This is a genomic window from Neoroseomonas marina, assembly GCF_012927745.1.
In the GTDB taxonomy this organism is placed as follows: domain Bacteria; phylum Pseudomonadota; class Alphaproteobacteria; order Acetobacterales; family Acetobacteraceae; genus Neoroseomonas; species Neoroseomonas marina.
On record NZ_JABBKX010000002.1, the window covers coordinates 452,802 to 473,988 of the forward strand.

Sequence of the window (21,187 nt, forward strand, 5' to 3'; positions counted from 1 at the left end):
GTCCCAGCCGTTTGGCCGAGCATGCCCTGCCGCCGATGATGAGGCGAGAGCGTGGGCCCGTCCGAACGTCGCCGCGGACGGCGATGCCGGCGGTCAGGCCCTGATCGGTAGACGCCCGGCCAGCGGTCCCGACTCCCGATCCTGCGGGCGCTTCTGCAACTGGCGCCACAGGTCGGCATCCCGGTTGTAGAAATCGGGCCGGAACTCGAGCCCGCCGGTAGGGCCCGCGAAGGCGGTCTGATAGACCAGGAAGACGGGCATCGGGGTCGGCAGGCGCCGGCGCGTCGTGCGACCCGTCGCGAGGACCGGTTCGAAGCTGTCGACCGGCTGGCGCATCAGCAGCGCCGCGAATTCCAGCGGGTTCTGCACGCGGATGCAGCCATTGCTGATGCGCCGGTTGTCGCGGGTGAACAGGTGCTTGTCCGGCGTGTCGTGCAGGTAGACGTCGAACCGGTTCGGCATGTCGAACATCACCACCCCGAGCCCGGCATCCGGCCCCGGCCGCTGCTCGATCTCGCCATTGGGGCGCATCACCATGTTGTGACGCTCGAGGTAGTCCGGTTCGCGGTCGAGCCTGGGGAGGATGTCGGCCGCGACGATGTCCTGCGGGATGATCCAGGGCGGGTTGAAGAAGCCGGCTTCGATCTGCGCGCGGAACTCGGGGCTCTGCTTGCGGTCGACCTCCTCCCCGACGATGACCCGCGTGGTGAAGACGGGCTGCTGGGCGCGATACAGCACCAGACGCTGGTCGGTCAGGTTCACCCAGACGCGGTCCGGCGGGAGCGCGCGCGGCAGCCAGCGCTGGCGTTCGAGATTGACCTCGATCTGCCGCAGGCGCGCCGCCGGCGTCGCCGGGCGGTTCCGCCGCAACGCCTCGCGCAGCGCCTGGTAGGACGTCGTGCCCGGCGCCAGCCCCTCGATCGCCGCCACGGGGTCGCGGGCGCCGATCGCGGTGTCGAGCACGGCGGCCACGTCGACCGGATCGGGGGTGAGGGCCTCGGACGCCTTGCGGCGATCGAGCGGGACCGCGCCGAAGGCCAGCGCCTCCGCATAGGTGAGGACGGCATGCGTCAGCAGGAGTTCGCGCCGGAGGGGCGGGAAGGTGTCGCGCCGCTGCAGCAGGCTGCCGAAGAACAGCTCGGGGTCGAGACCGTGTTCGCCCGACCGCAGCACCGCTTTGGCGAGGGCTTCCGCCTGGGCGGGCCTGGTGGCCCAGACGCGCGCGTAATCGTGACGTTCGTAGAAGCGGCGGAGGAGATCGACGTTCAGCTTCTCGCCGGCGACGACGACCTGGGCGCCGCTGCTGCGCAGGGCCTGGAAGGCGGCTTCCCCGGATGGCGGCCGCCCGACCGCGAGTTCGGTCTGCGGGTCGGCGCCGCAGGCGCTGAGCGCCATCGTCGCCAGCCCCATGGATGCGCCGGCGAAGCCGCGCCGCGACAAGCCGGGCCGGTCGGATGGGCCGGGCATTTGTCGATCCCCAGCGCTGTCGGGGACGGTCGCCTGCATCGGGTCCGCGAGGTGGTGCTGCAAGTTTACACAACTCATAGTTTGACTCTTTACCAAGAATTGCCGTTCGATCATCCTCTGTCCACGAGCGATCCAATTATGGAGAGTCAGATGTTCAGTGTCTCCAAGGTTGTCCGGAATGCGACCATGCTGGCGGCGCTCGCGCTCGTCGCGGCGTGCGCGCAGCAGCAGCCCCCGCCGCCGGCGCCTGCTCCGGCCGCGCCGCCGCCGCCCGCCGTGGTGCCGCCCGCCCGCGGCTGATCCGCCGGCCACCGCAGAGGCCATCGCGCCGCCGGACCAGGCCAAGGCCTGTCCGGCGGTCGCTTTTTGCGGCAGCGGTATCGCCCGCGCGACGCCGTACCGGGCCGCCGCCCGGTCCCGCGACAGATGAGGCTGCATCGCGCGGCGAGCCGCTTCAAACGCCGCCCAGTCCGCGGCGTCGGGCAGCACCGGAATGGTGACGGCCTCGCCAGGTCGAGCCCGGCCAGGGCGGCTGAGATCATCTCGTCCACGCCCACCACGAAGCCGGCCGGAAAGGCGCTGACATCGACGCCGGCGCGGGACCGGATCCCGGTCGGCACCTACCGGATCCTGCCCGCCGGCCGCGAGGCGGTGGAGGCCCACGACCGGCCCGGCTAAGGGCGCGGCGCCGCGCGACCCTTCTTCTCATCTCGTTGTGGACACGCGTGCGGAAGCAGGGCAGCGAAGAGGCCGATGCTCACCTCGACGCACCTGCTCCTGGCTGCCGGTTTCGCCCTCGTGCAACTGGTCGTCATCCTGCGCGCCCTGCTGGTCGACGGGCGGGACCCGATGTCGCGCGCGGCCTGGGTGCTGGCGCTGCTGCTGGTGCCGGTGGTCGGCGTCGTCGCCTACCTGCTGGTGGGCGAACCCCGGCTGACGCGGCGGCTGCGGCACCGCTCCCTGGCGGCGGCGGATCGGCTGGTCGCCCCCGCCCGCCAGGCCTGCCGGGCGGCCGAGGCGCCGCGGGATGCCATCCCCGATCGCTTCCGTGCCGCCTTCCGGCTGTGCGAGGCATTGTCCGGCCTGCCCGCCGTGACCGGCAACGCCGCGACCCTCGCGCCGGATTCCAACGCGGCCGTCGACGCCATCGTGGCGGCGATCGAGGGCGCGACCGAGACCGTCCACATCTCCTTCTACATCTGGCTCGCCGACATCAACGGCCTGAAGGTGGTCGAGGCGCTGTGCCGCGCGGCGCGGCGCGGCGTGACCTGCCGCGTCATGGCCGACGGGCTGGGCTCCCGAACGCTGGTGCGATCCGGGCACTGGTCGAAGATGCGTGCGGCCGGCGTGCGGCTGCAGAGCGCGCTGCCGATCGCGCGCGGGTCGATCGCCTTCCTCGGCAACCGGGTCGACCTGCGCAACCATCGCAAGATCGTGGTGATCGACAACCGCCTGACTTTCTGCGGCAGCCAGAACTGCGCCGATCCGGAGTTCCGCGTGAAGCCGCGCTTCGCGCCCTGGGTCGACGTCATGCTGTCCTTCGAGGGGCCGGTGGTGCTGGAGAACCAATTGCTTTTCGCCAGCGATTGGATGGCCGAGACGGGCGAGGACATGACGCCGCTGTTCGCGGCTCCGCTCGCCGCGCCCGACCCCGGCGGCTTCCCCGCCATCGCCTTCGGCACGGGCCCGGACTCGCCGAAGGGCGCGATGGCCGACGTGTTCATCGCGCTGCTCGGCGCGGCAGAACGCGAGATGGTGGTCTCCACGCCCTATTTCGTGCCGGACTCGCCGCTGCTCGCCGCCGTCGTGGCCTGCGCGCGCCGCGGCGTGGACACCCGGCTGATCCTGCCGGCACGCAATGATTCCTGGGCGGTCGGCGCCATCAGCCGGGCCTACTATCCGCAGCTTCTCGCCGCGGGGGTGCGCATCTTCGAGTTCCACGGCGGGCTGCTGCACGCCAAGACGCTGGTCGCGGACGGCACCGCGGTCCTGGTCGGGTCGGCCAACATGGACCGTCGCAGCATCGACCTGAACTTCGAGAACAACATCCTGCTCTGCGCCGAGGGCGTGGCCCGCGACCTGCGCGAACGGCAGAACGACTATCTGCGCCACGCGACCGAGATCCTGCCGGACAGCCTCGGGCGCCGGTCCGTCTCCCGCCGTCTGTGGGAGAACACCTTGACCATGTTCAGCCCGCTCCTGTGAGGGCTGCGCATCGGACCAGGGCGCCGAAATCGTTTCGCGACGGACGCCACGGCATTGACGCCGCGGTGGTTTCGGCGGCAACCATGGCGGGCTGCCGGTGTTTCGACTCGATCGGCGACGGCCTTCCTGTGGCCATGGTCGCAGCGCACACCGGCAAACCACCCTGGCTGCGCCCTCGTCTCCGAAAGCGCGGCACGAAGCATGAAGATGCATGACCGAAATTGATCGAGTCTTCGCTCGGTTCACCGAGAACAAGCAGGCTGCCGAGGACCGCCGCGAGACGCTGAGCATCCCGCGGCGCGGCGGTGCGACCGGCAGCCGGGCTGTGGAGGTCGTGCACGTCCGCTCGGGCGGCGGCCAGCCCGGCCAGGACCGGGCGCCCCGCAAGGATTTCCGGGTGCGCGCCCTGACCTGGGAAGGCGGCTTCCCGGCGCGGGAAAAGGCACCCGCCCCTGCCCCGGAACCGTTGCCTGCCGCCGCGGCATCCGAACCGACCGCCCATGTGATGCCGGCCTGGGAGCCGGCCGTCGCGGAGCCCACCCCGCCTGTCGAGGTGCCGGAACCGGTGCGGAAAGCCCCGGCGCCGCGCCGGGAGAAGGCGGAGCGACCGGCGGAGCGGCGCGTGGCGGATCCCTTCGACGCCAGCGATGACGGCGCCAACTGCCTGCGCTGCGGTTACGCCATCGACCCGATGCGGGAACGCCGCGGCCTGTTCACCTGCGCCGCCTGCGGCTGACCCGCCAAGCCACGGCCTATTGGCGCGCCCGCCGTCGCTGGCCTTGCGCGCCGCCCCAGCCGGCGCGTTGCACGCGGCGCCGCACCACCTCCACCCGCAGCCCGGCCGGATCGCCCACCGCGGCGAGCAAGCCGTCGAGTTGCGCCTGCTCGATGCCGATGCCCCCCGCGCTGGCGCGCGCGGCGCGCCCGGTGCCGTGCAGCAGCACCGGGCGGTCCCCGCCATCCGGCATCAGGATCAAGGCGCCGGTTCCCAGTGCGGTCCGCAGCGTCTGCGCGAGCCGGGCATCCCCTGCGCCGAAGGCGTCCTCTCCGCGCAGGTCCACCGCGCCCATCACGCGGTAGGTGCCGCTGCCGGTCACCGGCGCGGGCAGGGCGGCCATGGCCTCGGGGGGGTCCCAGGCGACCGGGACGGGGCCGAAGGCGACGCGGTCGCCGCGCCACAGCGCCAGGCGCGGCGTGTCCTGGCCGGGCATGGGGTCGATGCGCAGGCGGGTGGTCTCCGCGCGCACCCAGCCCGGGTCCCGCGCGGCGCGCAGCCGTCGGAAGGCCAGGACGAGGAAGGCGCCGCCGCCCAGCAGGAGGAGGATGCCGAGGGTCATTGCGGCGCCGCCTGCGGCTTTTCGGCCGGCAATGGCGCTGAGCGCGGCAGTTGCAGCGGACGGATCGGAAGGGACGGGACCTGGCGCAGGCGCTCCGTCGCCTCGATGGCGGCGCGTGCGGCGGGGCCGGGCAGGCTGCCCTCCACGGGGGCCCAGTAGCGCATGCCGCCGGCTGGCGGCGGGGAGCGGGCGGCCAGCGCGGCGGCCTCGACGAAGGCACGGTCGGTCTCGGCGCCGTTCCAGCGGCCGATCGCGACCAGCAGCCCGCCGAGGAAGATCATCGCGGCGCCGCCGACGAGGTAGAGCCGCACGCGGGGCAGGGCGTCGTTCATCGCGCGGCCCCCGGCAGGGCGAGGCGGCGGGCGAGCTCCTCTGCCGCTCCGGCGGCGCTGGCGCCGCCGGCGGCGAGGCCGGTGATCAGCCCCGGCAGGTCGCGCGCCAGCACCTGGCGGGCCTCGCTTTCCGGTGCGGTGGCGCCGGCCTCGACCAGGGCGAGCGCCGCGGCGCGTTCGCGCGGGGCCATGCGATCCGCCGCGCGGGCAAGTTCCGACAGCAGCAGAGGCAGGACCGCGGTCTGCAGTGCCAATCGCTGCGGCGGCGGCAGGGCGGCAGGTGCAGGCGGCGCCGGCGCAGCCGGTGGAGCGTCGCTGGCGATCAGCCGTGTTTCGAGCGCCCGGCCGGGGCCGGCGGCGAGGACAAGGCCGAGGCCCCCGCCGAGCAACGGCGCGACGACCACGGCGAGCCAGTAGAGGCCCCCGCGCGGCGGCACCGAGGCGCCAACGATGGCGAGCGCAACGCCGGCGAACAGCAGCACCAGCACCACGCGCCGCTGCCAATCCCCCATCAGGGCCGGTGCCGCGGGTGTGCGGGTCTTCGCGGCCATCGCTCAGCCCCCCGAGGAATAGGCGCGGCCCGTCGAGCCGAAGCCTGCGCGGGAGATGGTGGAGGCGGGGCGGGAGACGGTGGTGCCGCTCACCCGCGACCCTGAGCCGCCGGAATAGACCGCCATCCGGCCGGCGGGGGCGAGGCGCCGTGTCCCGCTGTCCCAGGCCTGCAGCGGACCGGTGCCGCTGGCCGGTCGATAGGCGGCGGTGGGCTGACGGTCGGCCGTCCAGGTCCAGCCCTGGTAGCGCGGCCCGATGCCGGCATAGGTCCGGCGGTAGCCCGCATTGTATCCGATCCACCACCCGGCCCACGATGCGATGCCGGTGGAACCGCTGGTGGCGGCCGGCGGCACGGTCTCGGCCACCGTCATGGTCAGCGCGCTTTCGGGCAGTTCCACCTCGACGCACTGGCCCCAGGCGGCGCGGCAGCTGTCCTGCGTCGCGAAGCGGTTGGGCAGCGGCACGGGGCTGCGCTCGCAGGCCTGCCATTCGGCGCTGCAGGTCGCCTCGTCCGGGTAGATCGGGGCGAGGCGGAGATAGGCGAAGGTCAGCGCCGGCGGGGTGGAGGCGCCGCTGGAGACCTGCGCCGCCTGTACGTTGCGCGGGGCGGGCTGCGTCGCGAGGGCGGCGCCGGCCTGCTGCACCGGGGCGGGCAGCGCCCAGTAGCGCGCGGCGCGGTCCTGCAGGACCGGTTCGAGCGTCCGCTGGTCCCCCGGCGCGTTGGTCCAGCCCGCCAGCACGGGGCGCCAGTTGGGGCCGGTGGCGGCGAGGGTCTCGCCCTCGCAGGCGCCGCGGCCGAAGGTCGCCTCGCAGGCCGCGACGGTGGTGAATTGCGGGCGCGTCGCGGCCTGTTCGCGCGCGATCACCTGTTCGAGCACGTCGCAGCGCGCGGGGTCCTCGCCGAGGCGGCGATGCGCGGCGCGGCAGGCATCGAGCCGCGCTTCCGTCTGGCCCGGCAGGTCAGGCGGCGGCGCTTCGTCGCAGGCGGTCGCGCCGATGCCGAGCGTGACCAGCGCCGCGGCCCGCACGGTGCGGGAGCGGCGCCGGGCCACGCCGGCCGTTTCAGCCGGACATGACGGCATTGTTCAGGATCCCGGCGCCGACCTGCATGAAGGCGATGAAGACCGCCGCACCACCGACCTTGTCCTCCTCGATCTCCTGCTTCAGCCGGCCCGCGAGCAGCGTGGTCAGCACGAGATGCGCGAGCAGCTGCACCGCGATGGCGACGATGCACCAGATCACCTGGTCGAGCGGCCCGGCCGCCGAGCGCGCCACCGCCGCGATCGGCAGCACCATGCCGACGGCCTTGCCGCCGAAGGCCAGCGCGCAGGGCAGGTTCCCCGCGCGCAGCAGCTCCAGTTCCTTCTGTGGTGTGACGAGCGAGACGATGACGAGGCCCGCCACCCAGAACGCCGCGCCGAGCGAGAAGGCGACGAGAAAGCTGAGCAGGGTGGCGGGAAAATGAGCGAGGATCTCGGCGGCGGTCATCCCGGTCGTTCCTTCTTGGCGCGTCAGCCGCGCAGGATATGGGGCACGAAGCGCGCGGCCGGGCCGGTGACGGGCCCGCGCGATTCGCGGAAGGACAGGCCGGCCGGCTGCCCGCCGACCATCCAGACCGAGGCCGCGCAATGCACCTGGCCGCGCGCCGAGGGGAAGACCGGCAGCGGGCAATGGGCCTGGTAGAGCAGCGGTCCGACCTCGGCCTCCGGCACCGCGCCGATCGGCTGGCCGGGGAGGAAGACGTGCTCCCCATCCCAGCCGCGGCGGGGCTTGGCCACGACCTCGCCTTGCGGCGGACGGTCGAGGAAGGTCGGCAGCAGGTTCGGCGCGCCGGGGAACATGTGCCAGAGGAGGGCCATCATGGTCTTGTCGGCGAGCAGCCTTACCCAGGCGCCGGGATAGATGCGGGTGCGCGACCGCGGCAGGACCTCGACGTTCGGCTCGTCCTCCATCCAGTCCCAGGGGTAGATCTTGATCATCGCATCCTGGGGTTCGTCGCGGTCGTCGGTGAAGCGCTGGGCGTCGGCGTCCCAGCCGACCTGCTCGATCGAGCAGATGCGCGCGGCGAGGTTCGTCTTGCCCGCGATCTCCGCGAGGTATTCGGCGTCGAAGCGTTCGGTGGTGTCGGCGGGACGGCCGTTCGCCTCCGTCGCGCCGCCGCAGGCGATCATGAAGCGCGCGGGCAGGCCGATCTGCGGGATGTGCTCGGACAGCTTCTCGTAGAGCAGGTTCTCCTGCGAATCCCCGCTCCGGCCGCTGGCCGACTGCCAGGATTCGAACCATTCCCACTGCACGAAGGACGCCTCGGCGAGGCCGAAGGGCGAATCCGCCTCGTAGTCCGTCAGCATGGGCGTGCCGTCGGGCGCGAAGGAGAAATCCATCCGCCCGTAGAGCGGGGCATCCTTGCTGCGCCAGGATTGCGCGATGGCGTCCTGCATCGCGGGGCTCTGGATGCCGAAATAGGCGTAGTCGCCCGAGGCGACGAGTTCCTCGACCGCCTGGTAGCAGCGCGCCTGGATGCCCTTGGCGGCCTCGAGCAGCGCATCCGACGCCGCAGCGTCGATCACATAGGCCGCATCCGTCACCCACCACGGTTCGCCATCGGGGTTCGGGACGTTGAGGCCGAGCTCACGCAGCCGCCCCTCGAAGAGCGAGGGCGTCGTCACAGGTTCGCGCCGGAAGGGCGGATAGGGCATGGCGGCCGCGTCTACAGGATGACGTGCGGCACGAAGCGGTCCTCGAAGGTCGTCACCCTGTCGTCCCCCTCCCGGATCCCGAGGCCGGCCGGTTCGTCGCCGACCATCCAGACGCCCATGACGGGATAGGCGAGGCCCTTCGGCGTCGTGTGTCCCGGCAGCGGCGCCCATTGTTGCCAGATGGTGGGCGAGGGGGGCAAACCTTCCGCGACCTCGGTCGATTCATCCCGCGCGGTCCCCTCGACCGTCATGCCCCATCCTTCGAGCCCCAGCGCCGGCTTGCCGATGGCCGGCCCATCGATCGCCGCGCGGTCGAGCGAGGCGGGCAGCAGCAGAGGATGGCGCGGGAACATCTCCCAGAGTGTGACGAGGATCGCCTTGCTCGCGTGCAGCATCCGCCGCGCCGGTTCGATCCAGCGCGTGCGGCCGAGCGGCAGCAGCCGGCCGCCTTCCTCGGCATCGAGCCAGTCCCAGGGATAGAGCTTGAAGCAGGCGGCGAGCGGGGCGCCGTCCGGCGTGACGAAGCCGGTCTCGGCCTGCCAGGAGATGTCGTCGACGGGCAGGAATTCGGCCTCGTGCCCCGCGGCGCGGGCGGTGGCCATGAGGTAGGCGACCTGGGCGATCTCGTCCTCGCGGTCGCGTTCGGCGGCGAAGTGGATCAGGTGTGGCAGACCCATCCGCGGCCAGCGCGCGACCAGCGCGTCGTCGATCGCGTTCCACTGGTCGCTGCCGGGCGCGTCGGGGGATTCCTCGAACCAGGCCAGTTGCACCGTCGCGGCCTCGAGCAGCGCGGCGGGCGTCTCGGCGTTGAACTCGTACAGTTTGACCGAGCCGTCGGCGGGATCGAGGCGGAAGTCGAAGCGGCCGTAGAGCGAGGGTTCCTCGAGACGATGGGATTCCTCGACGAGCGCAGCGAGGCGCGGGGTGAAACCGAAGGCCGCGTAGTCGCCGCGCGCGACGACGCGGTCGACGGCCGCGGCGATCATGCCGTTCAACTCGCGCGCGGCCGCCTCCATCGTCGTGACGGCTTCGGGCGTGACCGCGTAGCAGGCGTCGCGCGCCCAGTATTCGCGGCCGTCCGGGGTGTGGAAGGTGAAGCCGAGCGCTTCGGCGCGCCGCGGGAAGGCGTCGTCGCGTCGCAGCGTGCGACGGGCGATGGCGAGCGCGGTCATCGCGCGGCGCGGCGCGGGGCCTTGGCGGCTGGCGCCTCGAACGTCGCGAGCAGTTCGGCCCCGCGCCGCAGATCGGCGGTCCCGAATCCTTCGGTGAAACGGCCGAGCACGGGAGCGAGCAGGCCGTGCGCTTCCGCACCGCGGCGCCGGGCGGCGAGCAGGCGGGCGCCGCTCGTTGCGGCGCGCAGTTCCCAGGCGGGCACGCCCTGTTCACGCGCCAGCGCCAGGGATGCCTCGAAAAGGGCCCCGGCGTCGGGGCGCGCGAGGGCGATGAGCGCCTCCCCCTTCAGGCGCAGCAATTCGGGCAGGCACCAGCGCTCGCCTGTCGCCTCGCAGCGCGCCAGCGCCTCCTCGATGACGGCGAGGCCGTCCTCCGCCTGGCCCTGCGCGATCAGGCAGTCGCCGAGCGCGGCGAGGAAGGCGGTGAGGTACTGGGTGAAATGGGCGCGGCGGAGCTCCTCCACCGCGTCGCGCAGCAAGGGCAACCCAGTCTCAGGTCGTCCCGTGCGGGCGAGGAACTCGCCCTCGAACCCGTCGGCATAGGCGCGCCAGACATCGAGCGCCTGCGCCCCCGTATGGCGGCGCAGCAGCGCGAGATGCCGCGCTGCGGCGGCATGGTCGCCCGCGAGCAGCGCGATCGGGCAGGCCGCCTGCGCGAGCACGTTGCACAGCGACAGGGTATGGCTCAGCGAGATCGCGCGCGCGACGCTCGCCTCGACCTCCTGGAGCGCCTGGTCGGGGAAGCCCTGCAGCCACAGGATGCGCGCGCGGGTGATGCGCGCGGTGACGAGCTGGTCGAACTGGTAGCGCACCACATGCGACCGCCGCGACGGCGCGACGTAGCGTTCGATCATATGGTCGATATGCGCCCGGGCGCGGGCCTGCTCGCCGAGGAAATGCAGCGAGGCGCCGGTCATGCGTTCGCCCACCAGGCGGTCGGTCGCGTCGGCCTCCTCCGAGGCCATCAGGGCGCGGAAGCGGTCGGCGATGGCAAGCGCCTCGCGGAAGGCGCCGTGGTTGGTGCGGTCGGCCCAGAGCGCCCAGAGCGCGCGCTGCTGGTAGTCGCGGTCGCCCAGCGCTTCCGCAAGGTCGAGCGCGGCGCGCCATGCCGCCGTGCTGCGTTCGACGCGACCGATCGCGTACATCTGCGTCCAGCCCAGCGCGGCCTGCAGCTGCATGCGGCGTCGATCGTCAGCCGGCTGGCCGGGGCCGAGGGCGGCGAGCGCGCGCTCGGCCCAGGCGATGCCTTCGTCGACGAGCGAGAGCTGGAACCACAGCGGCACGGCCGCGACGGTGAGCGCGACGCCGAGATCCGGATCGCCGGCGGGGCCGAAGGCCCAGACGAGCGCGGCGCGCAGATCGTCGACGCGGCGGGCATAGGTGCCGAGCCATTCGGCGGTGGGACGGGTCTCCCATTCCGCGGCGGCCTGTTCGAACAGGCTGCGGTGGAAAGCGGCGTGGCATTGCGACGCGCAAGCGGCCTCCCCGCTGTCCTTCAGCCTTTCGCGTGCATAGGCGCGGGTGGTGTCGAGCAGCCGGTAGGTCACGCCGAGGTCGCCCGCTTCGGTCGCGATCAGCGACTTGGCGACGAGACAGGCCACGTCGTCCTCGAAGCCGGCGTCGTCGGCCGGGGGCCGCAGGGCGACGGCGCGCGCCGCGGCGAGGGTGAAGCCGCCGGCGAAGACGGCCAGGCGCCGCAGGATGGCCTTCTCAGGTTCCGTCAGGGTGCCGTAGCTCCAGTCCAGCGCCGCGCGCAGCGTCTGGTGGCGCGGCAGGGCGGTGCGGCGGCCGCGCATCAGGACACGCAGCCGGTCGTCCAGCAGCGTCGCCAGTTCCTGCAGTCCGAAGGCGTCCATGCGCCCGGCCGCGAGTTCGATCGCAAGCGCGATGCCGTCGAGGCGGCGGCAGATGTCGGCGACCAGCGGGGCCTGCGCGTCGGTCAGCGTGAAGCCGCCGAGGCTCGCGGCGGCACGCTCGACGAACAACTGCACCGCGGGGAAGCGCATCGCCTCGGCGGCGGTGAGCGTCGGGATCGCCGGCGGCAGGCCGAGAGGTGGCATGCGCTGCACCCATTCGCCCTCGGCGCGCAGCGCCTCGCGACTCGTCGCGAGGATGGCCGAGCCGGGCGCGCCGCGCAGCAGCACCTCGGCGAGGTGGGCCGCGGCCTCGACCACGTGCTCGCAGCTGTCGAGGAGGAGGAGGTGGCGCCGGCCCTGCACGGCGGCGAGCAGCCCCTCGGTGTGCCGTTCGGCGCGAATCGCGAGCCCAAGGGCGGCGGTGACGGCGCTCGAGACCAACAGCGGGTCGCTCACCGGCGCCAGGTCGACGAAGATCACGCCGTCGGGATAGGTGGCGGCGAGGTCTTCCGCCACGGCGAGCGCGACCGTCGTCTTGCCGATTCCACCGGGCCCGACGATGGTCACGAGACGCCGCTGCCGCAGATGCGCGGCGAGATCGCGCACCATCTCCTCCCGGCCGATCAGGCGCGTGAGCGGTGCGGGAAGCGTCGTGTTGCCGGGCGGTTCCACCGGGGCGGTGGTCGGGGCCGGCGCGTCGAGCGTGCCGACGAAGCTGTAGCCGCGGCCCGGCACGTTCATCACGAGGCGTCGGCCGCCCTGCCCGTCCCCCAGTGCCTTGCGCAGCGCGGCGACGTGGACGCGCAGGCTCGCTTCCTCGACGGTGGTGCCGGGCCAGGCGCGCGCGATCAGATCGTCCTTGGGCACCACCTCGCCCGCACGCGCGACGAGCGCGATGAGGATGTCGAGCGCACGGCTGCCCACCCGCACCATCCGGCCGCCTTCCAGAAGGAGGCGACGATCGGGGTCGAGTTGGAATCCGCCGAAGCTGAGCACGCGCCCGGACACGCCTGCCGTTCTCCCTGCCTTGTCCGCTGCGCGCGCAGTTTGCGTCAGCGAACACGGATTTGCATCGCTTAACTCGCGCCGTGAAGCGCGGTCGCGGAAGGTTCACGCCGTGCTGCAGGACAAGGGGCCGCGCGAGTGACCGGATTGCAGGCATCCCGCCGCGACGCCGCCCATGTGCTCGACAGCGCCGTGGCTGCCTTCCTGGCCGGGATCGCGCGCGACGGGAGCGGGCCGATGGCCGCAGCGGACATCGCCGGCACGCGCGTCGCGTTGGCGCGGCTGCAATCCGTGCCGGTCGATGCGCCGCAGGTGGCAACCGAGGACCTGGACCTTCCCGTCGGTCCCACGGGGCGGGTGGGCATCCGCATCCTGCGGCCCGCGATCGCGAACGGACGGCCGCTGCCCTTCATCCTGTACCTGCATGGCGGCGGATGGATCATGGGGGGCAAGGCGACCCATGACCGGCTGATGCGCGACCTCGTGGAGGGCAGCGGCGCTGTGGTGGTCTGCGTCGACTATGCCCTGGCGCCCGAAGTGACCTATCCGGCGCAGATCGAGCAGGCGTACGCGACCTTGCGATACCTGGCGGCACATGCGGCGGATCATGGCCTGGATGCGTCACGGATCGCCGTCGCCGGCGATTGCGCGGGCGGCACCATGGCCGCGGCGGTGGCGATGCTGGCCAAGCAGCGGCGTGGACCGGAGATCGTCTTCCAGCTTCTGTTCTACCCGATCCTGGCCGAGCCGCAGCCGACCGACGGTGCGTCGGGGCCCTGGCTGAACCGCGCGATGATCTGTCGCTATATCGACGCGGCCTTCCCTGATCCGGCAAGTCGCCGGCTGCCGACCGCCTTCCCGCTGCTTGCGACGCCCGAGGCGCTGAACGACCTGCCGCCGGCGCTGGTGATCGTCGCGGAGGCCGATCCGCTGTGCGGCCAGGGCGAGGACTACGCGCGCCGCCTGGTCGAGGCCGGGGTGCGCGCCACCGCGACGCGCCACCTCGGCACCATTCACGATTTCGTGGCGCTGAACGCGCTGGCCGATACCCCCGCGGCGCGGGGCGCGATCGCGGAGGCGACCGCAGCGCTGCGCCAGGCGCTCTACGGACCCTAGCGGCGCCGCCGGCGCCCGCACCGACAGGAGAACCCCATGCCGACCGCCACGCCGACCCCGGGCCGATTGCTGCTTTCCCCGGGGGACCACACGCTCATCATGATCGACTTCCAGTCGCAGATGTCCTTCGCGACCAAGTCGATCGACGCGGTGAACCTGCGCAACAACGCGGCGCTGCTGGCCCATGCCGCCGCCGGATTCGGTGTCTCGACCATCCTGACGACGGTTGCGGAGAAGAGCTTCTCCGGTCCGATGTTCTCCGAGATCACCGATGCCTTTCCGGGCCAGGCGATGCTCGACCGCACTTCGATGAATACCTGGGAGGATGCGGCGGTGATCGCGCAGGTCAACGCCATCGGCAAGGCGCGCATCGTGCTTGCCGGCCTCTGGACCAGCGTGTGCATCGTCGGGCCGGCACTGTCGGCGATCGACCAGGGATTCGAGGTGACGGTCATCGCCGACGCCTGCGGCGATGTCTCGACGGAAGCGCATGACCGCGCGATGGACCGCATGGTGCAGGCCGGCGCGAAGCCGATGACCTCCCTGCAATACCTGCTCGAGCTGCAGCGCGACTGGGCGCGTGGCGAGACCTACGACCTGACCACCGGAATCGCGAAGCGCTTCGGCGGCGCCTATGGCCTCGGCATCGTCTACGCCAAGTCCATGTTCGGCGCCGCCGAAGGCCATTGAGGGAAAGGACCCCCAGCATGCCCTTCGTCACCACCGCCGACGGCGTCGAGATCTTCTACAAGGATTGGGGTCCGAAGGACGCCCAGCCCATCGTCTTCCACCACGGATGGCCTCTCAGCGGCGACGACTGGGACGCCCAGATGCTGTTATTTCTCGGCAAGGGCTTCCGCGTGGTCGCGCATGACCGGCGCGGGCATGGGCGTTCGACCCAGGTCGGCGGCGGGCACGACATGGATCACTACGCGGCGGATGCGGCTTCCGTGGTGAAGGAGCTCGACCTGAGGAACGCGGTGCATGTCGGCCATTCGACCGGCGGCGGCGAGGCGCTGCACTACACCGTGAAGCACGGCCAGCCGCAGGGCCGCGTCGCCAAGCTGGTGATGATCGGGGCGGTGCCGCCGATCATGCTCAAGACCGCGTCCAACCCCGGCGGCCTGCCGATCGAGGTGTTCGACGGCTTCCGCGCGGCGCTCGCGGCGAACCGTGCGCAGTTCTTCCTCGATGTGCCGGCCGGGCCCTTCTATGGCTACAACCGGCCGGGCGCCGCGACGCAGCCGGGCGTGGTGAACAACTGGTGGCGCCAGGGCATGATGGGCGGCGCCAAGGCGCATTACGACGGCATCAAGGCCTTCTCGGAAACCGACTTCACCGAGGACCTGAAGGCCGTGACGGTGCCGACGCTCGTGATGCATGGCGACGACGACCAGATCGTCCCCATCGCGGATTCCGCGCTGCTGTCGGCGAAGCTCGTCAAGGGCGCGACGCTGAAGGTCTATCCGGGCTATCCGCACGGGATGTGCACCACGCATGCCGACGCGATCAACGCCGACCTGCTGGCCTTCATCCAGGGCTGACGCGTCATGCGGCTGTACCTTGCCGCACTCGGCGCCGGCCTTCTGGTCGGCGTCGTCTACAGCCTGCTGCAGGTCCGGTCGCCCGCGCCGCCGGTGGTGGCGCTGGTGGGCTTGCTCGGCATCCTGATCGGCGAGCAGGTCCTGCCCGTCGCGCGCCACCTGATCGCCGGCGAAGGCCTGCGCTCGGCGCTGGGCCTCGCCGGCTGCAGCGAGCATCTGCTGGGGCGTCTGCCTGGCCGCGTGGCGCGGGACGAACGGGCGCCACCTTCGTGACGGGAGCATCGCCGATGCCCGAGACCGCCGACCTGATCCTGCATCATGGCCGCATCACGACGCTGGACCGCGCCCAGCCCGAGGCCGAGGCCATCGCCATCCGCGATGGCCGCGTGCAGGCCGTGGGCAGGGCGGCGGACATCATGCCCCTTGCGGGCCCGGACACGCGGCTGATCGATGCGGGCGGGCGTCGCGTCATTCCCGGGCTGATCGACAGCCACATGCACGTCATCCGGGGCGGGCTGAACTACAACATGGAACTGCGCTGGGACGGGGTGCGGTCGCTGGCCCAGGCGATGGCGATGCTGAAGGCGCAGGTCGCCGTCACCCCGCCACCGCAGTGGGTGCGCGTGGTCGGCGGCTTCACCGAGCACCAGTTCGCCGAGAAGCGCCTGCCCACGCTCGACGAGATCAACGCCATCGCGCCGGACACGCCGGTCTTCATCCTGCACCTGTATGACCGCGCGCTGCTGAACGCCGCGGCGCTGCGTGCCGTGGGCTACACGCGCGACACGCCGAGCCCGCCCGGCGCCGAGATCCAGCGCGATCCCGCCGGGAACCCGACCGGGCTGCTGGTGGCGCGGCCCAATGCGGGGCTGCTCTACGCGACGCTCGCCAAGGGGCCGCGGCTACCACCCGAATACCAGAAGAACTCCACGCGGCATTTCATGCGGGAGGTGAACCGGCTCGGCGTCACCGGCGTCATCGATGCGGGCGGCGGGTTCCAGAACTATCCCGACGACTACGCGATCATCGAGGCCCTCCACCGCGAGGGCGATCTCACGGTCCGCATCGCGTACAACCTGTTCACCCAGACGCCGAAGGGCGAGCGCGAGGATTTCGCGCGCTGGACCGGCATGGTCGCACCGGGTCAGGGCGACGATCTCTACCGCCACAACGGCGCGGGGGAGATGCTGGTCTTCTCCGCCGCCGATTTCGAGGATTTCCGCCAGCCGCGCCCCGACCTGCCGGCCGCGATGGAGACGGACCTCAAGGCGGTGGTGCGCCTGCTGGCCGAGAAGCGCTGGCCCTTCCGGATGCATGCGACCTATGACGAGACGATCTCCCGCGCGCTGGACGTCTTCGAGGAGGTGGACCGCGAGCTCGGCTTCGACGGGCTGCGCTGGTTCTTCGACCATGCCGAGACCATCAGCCCGCGCAGCATCGAGCGCGTGAAGCGGCTGAACGGCGGCATCGCCGTGCAGCACCGCATGGTCTACCAGGGCGAGGATTTCGTCGCGCGCTACGGCGCCGCCGCTGCCGAACAGACGCCGCCGGTCGCGCGCATGCTGGAGGCCGCCATCCCGGTCGGCGGCGGCACGGATGCGACGCGCGTCGCGAGCTACAATCCGTGGGTCGCGCTGTGGTGGCTGGTCTCCGGCAAGTCGATCGGCGGGCTGCGCATGACGCGGCCGGACCGGCGGCTGGACCGCGAGGCCGCACTGCGCCTGTGGACCGAGGGCTCCGCCTGGTTCTCGGGCGAGCAGGCGGTCAAGGGTCGGTTGGCGCCCGGGCAGCTCGCGGATCTCGCGGTGCTCGGCGCCGACTACTTCGCGGTGCCGGAGGACGAGATCCAGGACATCGCCGCGGTGCTGACGATCCTCGGCGGCCGCGTCGTGCACGGGGCGGAGGACTTCGCGCCGCTCGCCCCGCCGCTGCCGCCGGCCATGCCGGACTGGTCGCCCGTGCGCCGCTTCGGCGGCTACCAGTCCCGCCTGCGCGCCGAGGCCGCGATCGCCGAGGCCTGCGCCTGCGCGGCCGCCTGCGGAGTCCACGGTCATGCGCATGCCTGGGCGCGGCTCGAGGCGCCGGTGCGTGACCAGGCGGGCTTCTGGGGCGCGTTCGGCTGCTCCTGCTGGGCCTTCTGATGGCGGACAGTGCCCTCGCGCCGCTGCGGCATCGTGTCTTCGCCGTGCTGTGGACGGCGACGGTGCTGGGCAACATCGGCACCTGGATGCGCGACGTCGGGTCGGGCTGGCTGATGACCTCGCTCGCGCCATCCCCCGTCATGGTCGCGCTGGTGCAGGCGGCGGGCACGCTGCCGGTCTTCGTGCTGGCGCTGCCTGCGGGGGCGCTGGCGGACCTCCTCGATCGCCGGAAGCTGCTGATCGCGGCGCAGTGCAGCCTGGGCGTGGTGTCGCTCGCGCTGGCGCTGTGCACCGCGACCAGGATCATGACGCCGTGGCTGCTGCTCCTGCTCGTGCTCGCCGGTGGCGTGGGGGCGGCGCTCGCCGCGCCGGCCTGGCAGTCCTCGGTGCCCGAGATGGTGCCGCGCGCGGACCTGCGGGCGGCGGTCGCGCTGAACTCGATGGGTGTGAATGTCAGCCGCGCCATCGGGCCGGCACTGGGCGGGCTGCTGGTCGCGACGCTGGGGGTGACGGCGACCTACCTCGCCGACGCATTCAGCTACGTGCTGGTGATCGCGGCGCTGCTGTGGTGGAAGCGCGTCGCACCGGAAGCCGATGGCCCGCGCGAGACCCTGCCTGGCGCGATGCGCGCGGGGCTGCGCTATGCGCTGCATGCGCGTGGGCTCCAGCGCGTGCTGTTGCGGGCGGTGGTGTTCTTCGCGCTTGGCGCTGCCCATTGGGCCCTGCTGCCGCTGCTGGCGCGACATGCGCTGGGCGGTGGGCCAGGGCTTTACGGCTTCATGCTGGCGGGCATCGGCGCCGGGGCCGTGGGCGGGGCGTTGGCCCTGCCCTGGCTGCGCGAGCGCTTCGGCGGCGCCGAGGGCCTCATGCTCGCCGGCGCGCTGGCGAATGCCGCGGCGCAGGCCGGGCTGGCGCTGGCGCCGACCGGCGGCGTCGCGGTCGTCTTCTGCGTCCTGGCCGGCGTCGCCTGGATCGCGGTGCTGACCACGCTCAACGCCGCGACGCAGGCGGTGTTGCCGAACTGGGTGCGGGGGCGGGGCCTGGCGGTCTACCTGACGGTCTTTTCGGGGGCGATGGCGCTGGGCAGCCTGTCCTGGGGCCAGGTCGCGTCCTGGATCGGCATCGGCGGGGCCTTGCTGGCCGCCGCGGCCGGCGGGACGGCGGCTGCGCTGCTGGGACGCGCGCTGCCGCTGCCGGCGGGCGAGGAACCGCTCGATCCGTCGCGCCACTGGCCCGACCCGCATGCGGCACATGCGGCCGACCACGCGCATGGCCCCGTGGCGGTACAGGTCGAATACCGCGTCGCGCCGGAGCGGCAGGCCGCCTTCCGTCGTGCCATCGCGCCGCTCGGCGCCATCCGCCGGCGCGACGGTGCGACCGCCTGGGCCGTCTTCACCGATACCGCGGATCCGGCGCGCGTCGTCGAATGGTTCACCTTGACCGACTGGGCGGAGCACATGCGCCAGCATGGGCGGGTCACCATCGCCGACCAGGCGGTGCAGGCGGCGGTGAACGCGCTGCACGAAGGCGCCGATCCGCCGCGGGTGACGCATCTGATCGGCCTGGCGGCCCGTCTGCGGGTTTGACCGCGGCGCATCGGCGCACCTAGGCTCCCGCCAACTCGCCCCAGGGAAAGAGAAGGCTGGAAACGCCATGGAACGTCGCACGCTTCTGCAGGGCGCCGCCGCTGCAGCCTTCGCCTCCGCCGCGCCCGCCATCGCCCAGCCCGCCCGCACGGCGACGCTGCGCTTCGTGCCGCAGGCGAACCTCACGGCGCTGGATCCGATCTGGACCAGCGCCATCGTCACGCAGATGCACGGTTACCACGTCTACGACACGCTCTATGCCGTGGATGGCAACCAGCAGCCCAAGCCGCAGATGGCCCAGGGCCACAGCGTCAGCCCCGATTTCCGCGTCTGGCACATCCGTCTGCGCGAGGGGCTGCGCTTCCACGACGGCGAGCCGGTGCGCGCGCAGGACTGCGCCGCGAGCCTCGAGCGCTGGGCGAAACGCGACCCCTTCGGCCAGATCCTCGCCAGCGTGGTGGACCGCTGGGGCGCGAGCGACGACCGCACCATCGAGATCCGGCTGAAGCGGCCCTTCCCGCTGCTGCTCGACGCGCTGGCCAAGCCCGATGCAAACGTGCCCTTCGTCATGCCGGAGCGCCTGGCGCGCATCGACGCCAATACCCAGGTATCCGAGGTCGTCGGCTCCGGCCCCTATCGCTTCGTGCGGGATGAGTTCGTCTCGGGCAGCCGGGTCGTCTACGCGAAGAACGACGCCTACGTGCCGCGGCAAGAGCCGTCGGACTGGGCCTCGGGCGGCAAGGTCGCGCATTTCCCGCGCATCGAGTGGCACATCCTGCCCGACCCTGCGACCGCATCAGCCGCGCTGCAGAGCGGTGAGGTGGACTGGGTGGAGCAGCCCCTCTCGGACCTGATCCCGACGCTGCAGCGCAACCGCAACATCGGGATCGACATCCTGAATCCGGCCGGCCTGCTGTCGATCATGCGGCTGAACCACCTGCAGGCGCCGTTCAACGACGTGAAGGTCCGCCAGGCGGTGGCGCTGTCGGTGGACCAGCCGGAATACATGCAGGCGACGCTCGGCAGCGACCGCTCGGTCTGGCGCGAATGCCGCAGCCTGTTCCCCTGCGGCACGCCCTTCGGCGTCGAGGATCTGTCCGAGTACAACCGCGCGCCGCGCAGCCTCGACCGCGCCCGCGCGGCGCTGCAGGCCTCGGGCTACAAGGGGGAGAAGGTCGTCATCATCAACCCGACCGACTTCCCGCTGATCGGCCCGCATGGGCAGCTCACCGCCGATCGCCTGCGGCGCATCGGCATGAACGTGGAACTGGCGGAAACCGACTGGGGCACCGTGGTGCAGCGCCGCGTACGCAAGGAACCGGTCGAGCAGGGCGGGTGGAGCATCTTCCATACCTATGGCTCCTCCCTCGCCTACCTGAACCCGGCGGTCTCCTCGCTGGTGAAGGGGCCGGGGGCCAATGGCTGGTTCGGCTGGTACACGAGCCCGCGTGCCGAGGAGCTGATCCAGGCCTGGCTGGATGCCGGGGAGCCGGACCGCCAGCGGAGTCTCGCGAACGAGATCAACAAGCTGGCGCAGGACGACGTCGCGACCATCCCGCTCGGCCAGTTCTACATCCGCACCGCCCATCGGCGCAGCATCACGGGCCTGGCGAAGGGCAGCATGCCCTATCCCTGGGGCGTGCGGCCGGCCTGACCGGGCGTCGGATGCGCTTCAACCACGTCGCCAACCGGCTGGCGCGCGAGCATTTCGACACCATCGTCGAGATGCTCGCGACCTGCCTCGGCTTCGCGACGCTGCGGCGGACGGAACGCGCGATCTGGCTGCGCCAGCCGGGCAGCAACATCGACCTGCAGTTCAGCCGCAGCAACACGACCGGACGGGATGCGGACAAGCTGCGCTCGCAGGTCTCCTTCCTGAGCGACACGCCGGAGCAGGACCTGGTGGTGCTCCAGGAGTGGCTCGAGGCGCGGGGCATCGCCGCGCAGGTCGGGGCCTATTCCGACCGGGAATTCTACCTCGACGCCCCGGCCGCCTTCGTCGATTTCGTCATCGAGGCGATGACGCCCGATCTCGCGGAGTATGGCGTCGAGGTGTGAGGCGCGCGCATGCGTCTGCTTGACGAGACCGGCACCGGGCCCCCCCCCCCCCCCGCCCCCCCCTCCCCCATGACTGCGCGGGGGGGCCGGGGGGGGGGGGGGGGCGGGCCGCGGGCCCCG

21 protein-coding genes are annotated in these 21,187 nt (G+C 72.3%); 12 read left to right on the forward strand and 9 right to left on the reverse strand.

Annotated features, from left to right (window positions below; translation table 11 throughout):
* Nucleotides 1-93 precede the first annotated feature (93 nt).
* The gene (locus GWK16_RS07450) at nt 94-1,467 is read right to left on the reverse strand and encodes a L,D-transpeptidase scaffold domain-containing protein (protein ID WP_170053308.1); all 1,374 of its coding nucleotides are present in this window, start codon (nt 1,465-1,467) and stop codon (nt 94-96) included.
* 150 nt (nt 1,468-1,617) lie between these two features.
* On the opposite strand from GWK16_RS07450, the gene GWK16_RS07455 reads away from it, so the two are divergent.
* The 4 genes from GWK16_RS07455 to GWK16_RS07465 all read left to right on the forward strand — a co-directional run bounded on the left by GWK16_RS07455 (nt 1,618) and on the right by GWK16_RS07465 (nt 4,408).
* Nucleotides 1,618-1,767 carry a hypothetical protein gene (locus GWK16_RS07455; protein WP_170052914.1) on the forward strand — a complete coding sequence of 50 codons (150 nt, stop codon included), beginning with the start codon at nt 1,618-1,620 and terminating at the stop codon, nt 1,765-1,767.
* 126 nt (nt 1,768-1,893) lie between these two features.
* A complete protein-coding gene (locus tag GWK16_RS24985; RefSeq protein ID WP_211187183.1) occupies nt 1,894-2,145 on the forward strand; it encodes a hypothetical protein in 252 nt (83 codons plus the stop codon).
* A 75-nt stretch (nt 2,146-2,220) separates the two neighbouring features.
* Nucleotides 2,221-3,672, forward strand: a complete 1,452-nt coding sequence (gene cls / locus GWK16_RS07460) for a cardiolipin synthase (protein WP_170053309.1) — start codon at nt 2,221-2,223, stop codon at nt 3,670-3,672.
* A gap of 211 nt (nt 3,673-3,883) precedes the next feature.
* The gene (locus GWK16_RS07465; protein WP_170053310.1) at nt 3,884-4,408 is read left to right on the forward strand and encodes a hypothetical protein; all 525 of its coding nucleotides are present in this window, start codon (nt 3,884-3,886) and stop codon (nt 4,406-4,408) included.
* A 16-nt stretch (nt 4,409-4,424) separates the two neighbouring features.
* On the opposite strand, the gene GWK16_RS07470 is transcribed toward GWK16_RS07465, so the two are convergent.
* The 8 genes from GWK16_RS07470 to GWK16_RS07505 are packed head-to-tail and all read right to left on the reverse strand — an operon-like array spanning nt 4,425 to nt 12,625.
* Nucleotides 4,425-5,009, reverse strand: coding sequence for a hypothetical protein (locus GWK16_RS07470; protein ID WP_170053311.1), 585 nt, complete (start codon nt 5,007-5,009; stop codon nt 4,425-4,427).
* On the reverse strand, nt 5,006-5,341 hold the full coding sequence (locus GWK16_RS07475; protein WP_170053312.1) for a hypothetical protein: 336 nt from the start codon (nt 5,339-5,341) through the stop codon (nt 5,006-5,008). The genes GWK16_RS07470 and GWK16_RS07475 overlap by 4 nt, the downstream gene beginning before the upstream one ends.
* The gene (locus tag GWK16_RS07480; protein ID WP_170053313.1) at nt 5,338-5,892 is read right to left on the reverse strand and encodes a hypothetical protein; all 555 of its coding nucleotides are present in this window, start codon (nt 5,890-5,892) and stop codon (nt 5,338-5,340) included. The genes GWK16_RS07475 and GWK16_RS07480 overlap by 4 nt, the downstream gene beginning before the upstream one ends.
* 3 nt (nt 5,893-5,895) lie before the next feature.
* Nucleotides 5,896-6,945, reverse strand: a complete 1,050-nt coding sequence (locus GWK16_RS07485; RefSeq protein ID WP_170053314.1) for a DUF1190 domain-containing protein — start codon at nt 6,943-6,945, stop codon at nt 5,896-5,898.
* Between the two features lie 10 nt (nt 6,946-6,955).
* The gene (locus tag GWK16_RS07490; protein ID WP_170053315.1) at nt 6,956-7,381 is read right to left on the reverse strand and encodes a DUF350 domain-containing protein; all 426 of its coding nucleotides are present in this window, start codon (nt 7,379-7,381) and stop codon (nt 6,956-6,958) included.
* Nucleotides 7,382-7,404: 23 nt separating this feature from the next.
* Nucleotides 7,405-8,589 (reverse strand): glutathionylspermidine synthase family protein, encoded by a 1,185-nt coding sequence (locus GWK16_RS07495; RefSeq protein ID WP_170053316.1) that lies wholly within the window; start codon nt 8,587-8,589, stop codon nt 7,405-7,407.
* Nucleotides 8,590-8,600: 11 nt separating this feature from the next.
* Complete coding sequence (locus tag GWK16_RS07500) at nt 8,601-9,761, reverse strand: glutathionylspermidine synthase family protein (RefSeq protein ID WP_170053317.1); 1,161 nt, start codon at nt 9,759-9,761, stop codon at nt 8,601-8,603.
* Nucleotides 9,758-12,625, reverse strand: a complete 2,868-nt coding sequence (locus tag GWK16_RS07505) for a winged helix-turn-helix domain-containing protein (RefSeq protein ID WP_170053318.1) — start codon at nt 12,623-12,625, stop codon at nt 9,758-9,760. The genes GWK16_RS07500 and GWK16_RS07505 overlap by 4 nt, the downstream gene beginning before the upstream one ends.
* Before the next feature lie 135 nt (nt 12,626-12,760).
* Here GWK16_RS07505 and GWK16_RS07510 point away from each other — a divergent pair, with 135 nt between their 5' ends.
* The 8 genes from GWK16_RS07510 to GWK16_RS07545 all read left to right on the forward strand — a co-directional run bounded on the left by GWK16_RS07510 (nt 12,761) and on the right by GWK16_RS07545 (nt 21,067).
* The gene (locus tag GWK16_RS07510; RefSeq protein ID WP_170053319.1) at nt 12,761-13,738 is read left to right on the forward strand and encodes an alpha/beta hydrolase fold domain-containing protein; all 978 of its coding nucleotides are present in this window, start codon (nt 12,761-12,763) and stop codon (nt 13,736-13,738) included.
* A gap of 36 nt (nt 13,739-13,774) precedes the next feature.
* Complete coding sequence (locus GWK16_RS07515; protein ID WP_170053320.1) at nt 13,775-14,428, forward strand: hydrolase; 654 nt, start codon at nt 13,775-13,777, stop codon at nt 14,426-14,428.
* A 17-nt stretch (nt 14,429-14,445) separates the two neighbouring features.
* Complete coding sequence (locus tag GWK16_RS07520; protein ID WP_170053321.1) at nt 14,446-15,282, forward strand: alpha/beta fold hydrolase; 837 nt, start codon at nt 14,446-14,448, stop codon at nt 15,280-15,282.
* Nucleotides 15,283-15,288: 6 nt separating this feature from the next.
* Complete coding sequence (locus GWK16_RS07525) at nt 15,289-15,555, forward strand: XapX domain-containing protein (protein WP_170053322.1); 267 nt, start codon at nt 15,289-15,291, stop codon at nt 15,553-15,555.
* A 14-nt stretch (nt 15,556-15,569) separates the two neighbouring features.
* Nucleotides 15,570-17,423: an amidohydrolase gene (locus GWK16_RS07530; protein ID WP_170053323.1), complete on the forward strand. Its 1,854-nt coding sequence runs from the start codon at nt 15,570-15,572 to the stop codon at nt 17,421-17,423.
* On the forward strand, nt 17,423-19,009 hold the full coding sequence (locus tag GWK16_RS07535) for an MFS transporter (protein ID WP_170053324.1): 1,587 nt from the start codon (nt 17,423-17,425) through the stop codon (nt 19,007-19,009). Before GWK16_RS07530 ends, GWK16_RS07535 begins: the two co-directional genes overlap by 1 nt.
* A gap of 67 nt (nt 19,010-19,076) precedes the next feature.
* Nucleotides 19,077-20,663, forward strand: a complete 1,587-nt coding sequence (locus GWK16_RS07540) for an ABC transporter substrate-binding protein (protein ID WP_170053325.1) — start codon at nt 19,077-19,079, stop codon at nt 20,661-20,663.
* Between the two features lie 11 nt (nt 20,664-20,674).
* Nucleotides 20,675-21,067, forward strand: coding sequence for a hypothetical protein (locus GWK16_RS07545; protein ID WP_170053326.1), 393 nt, complete (start codon nt 20,675-20,677; stop codon nt 21,065-21,067).
* The last annotated feature ends 120 nt before the right edge of the window (nt 21,068-21,187 follow it).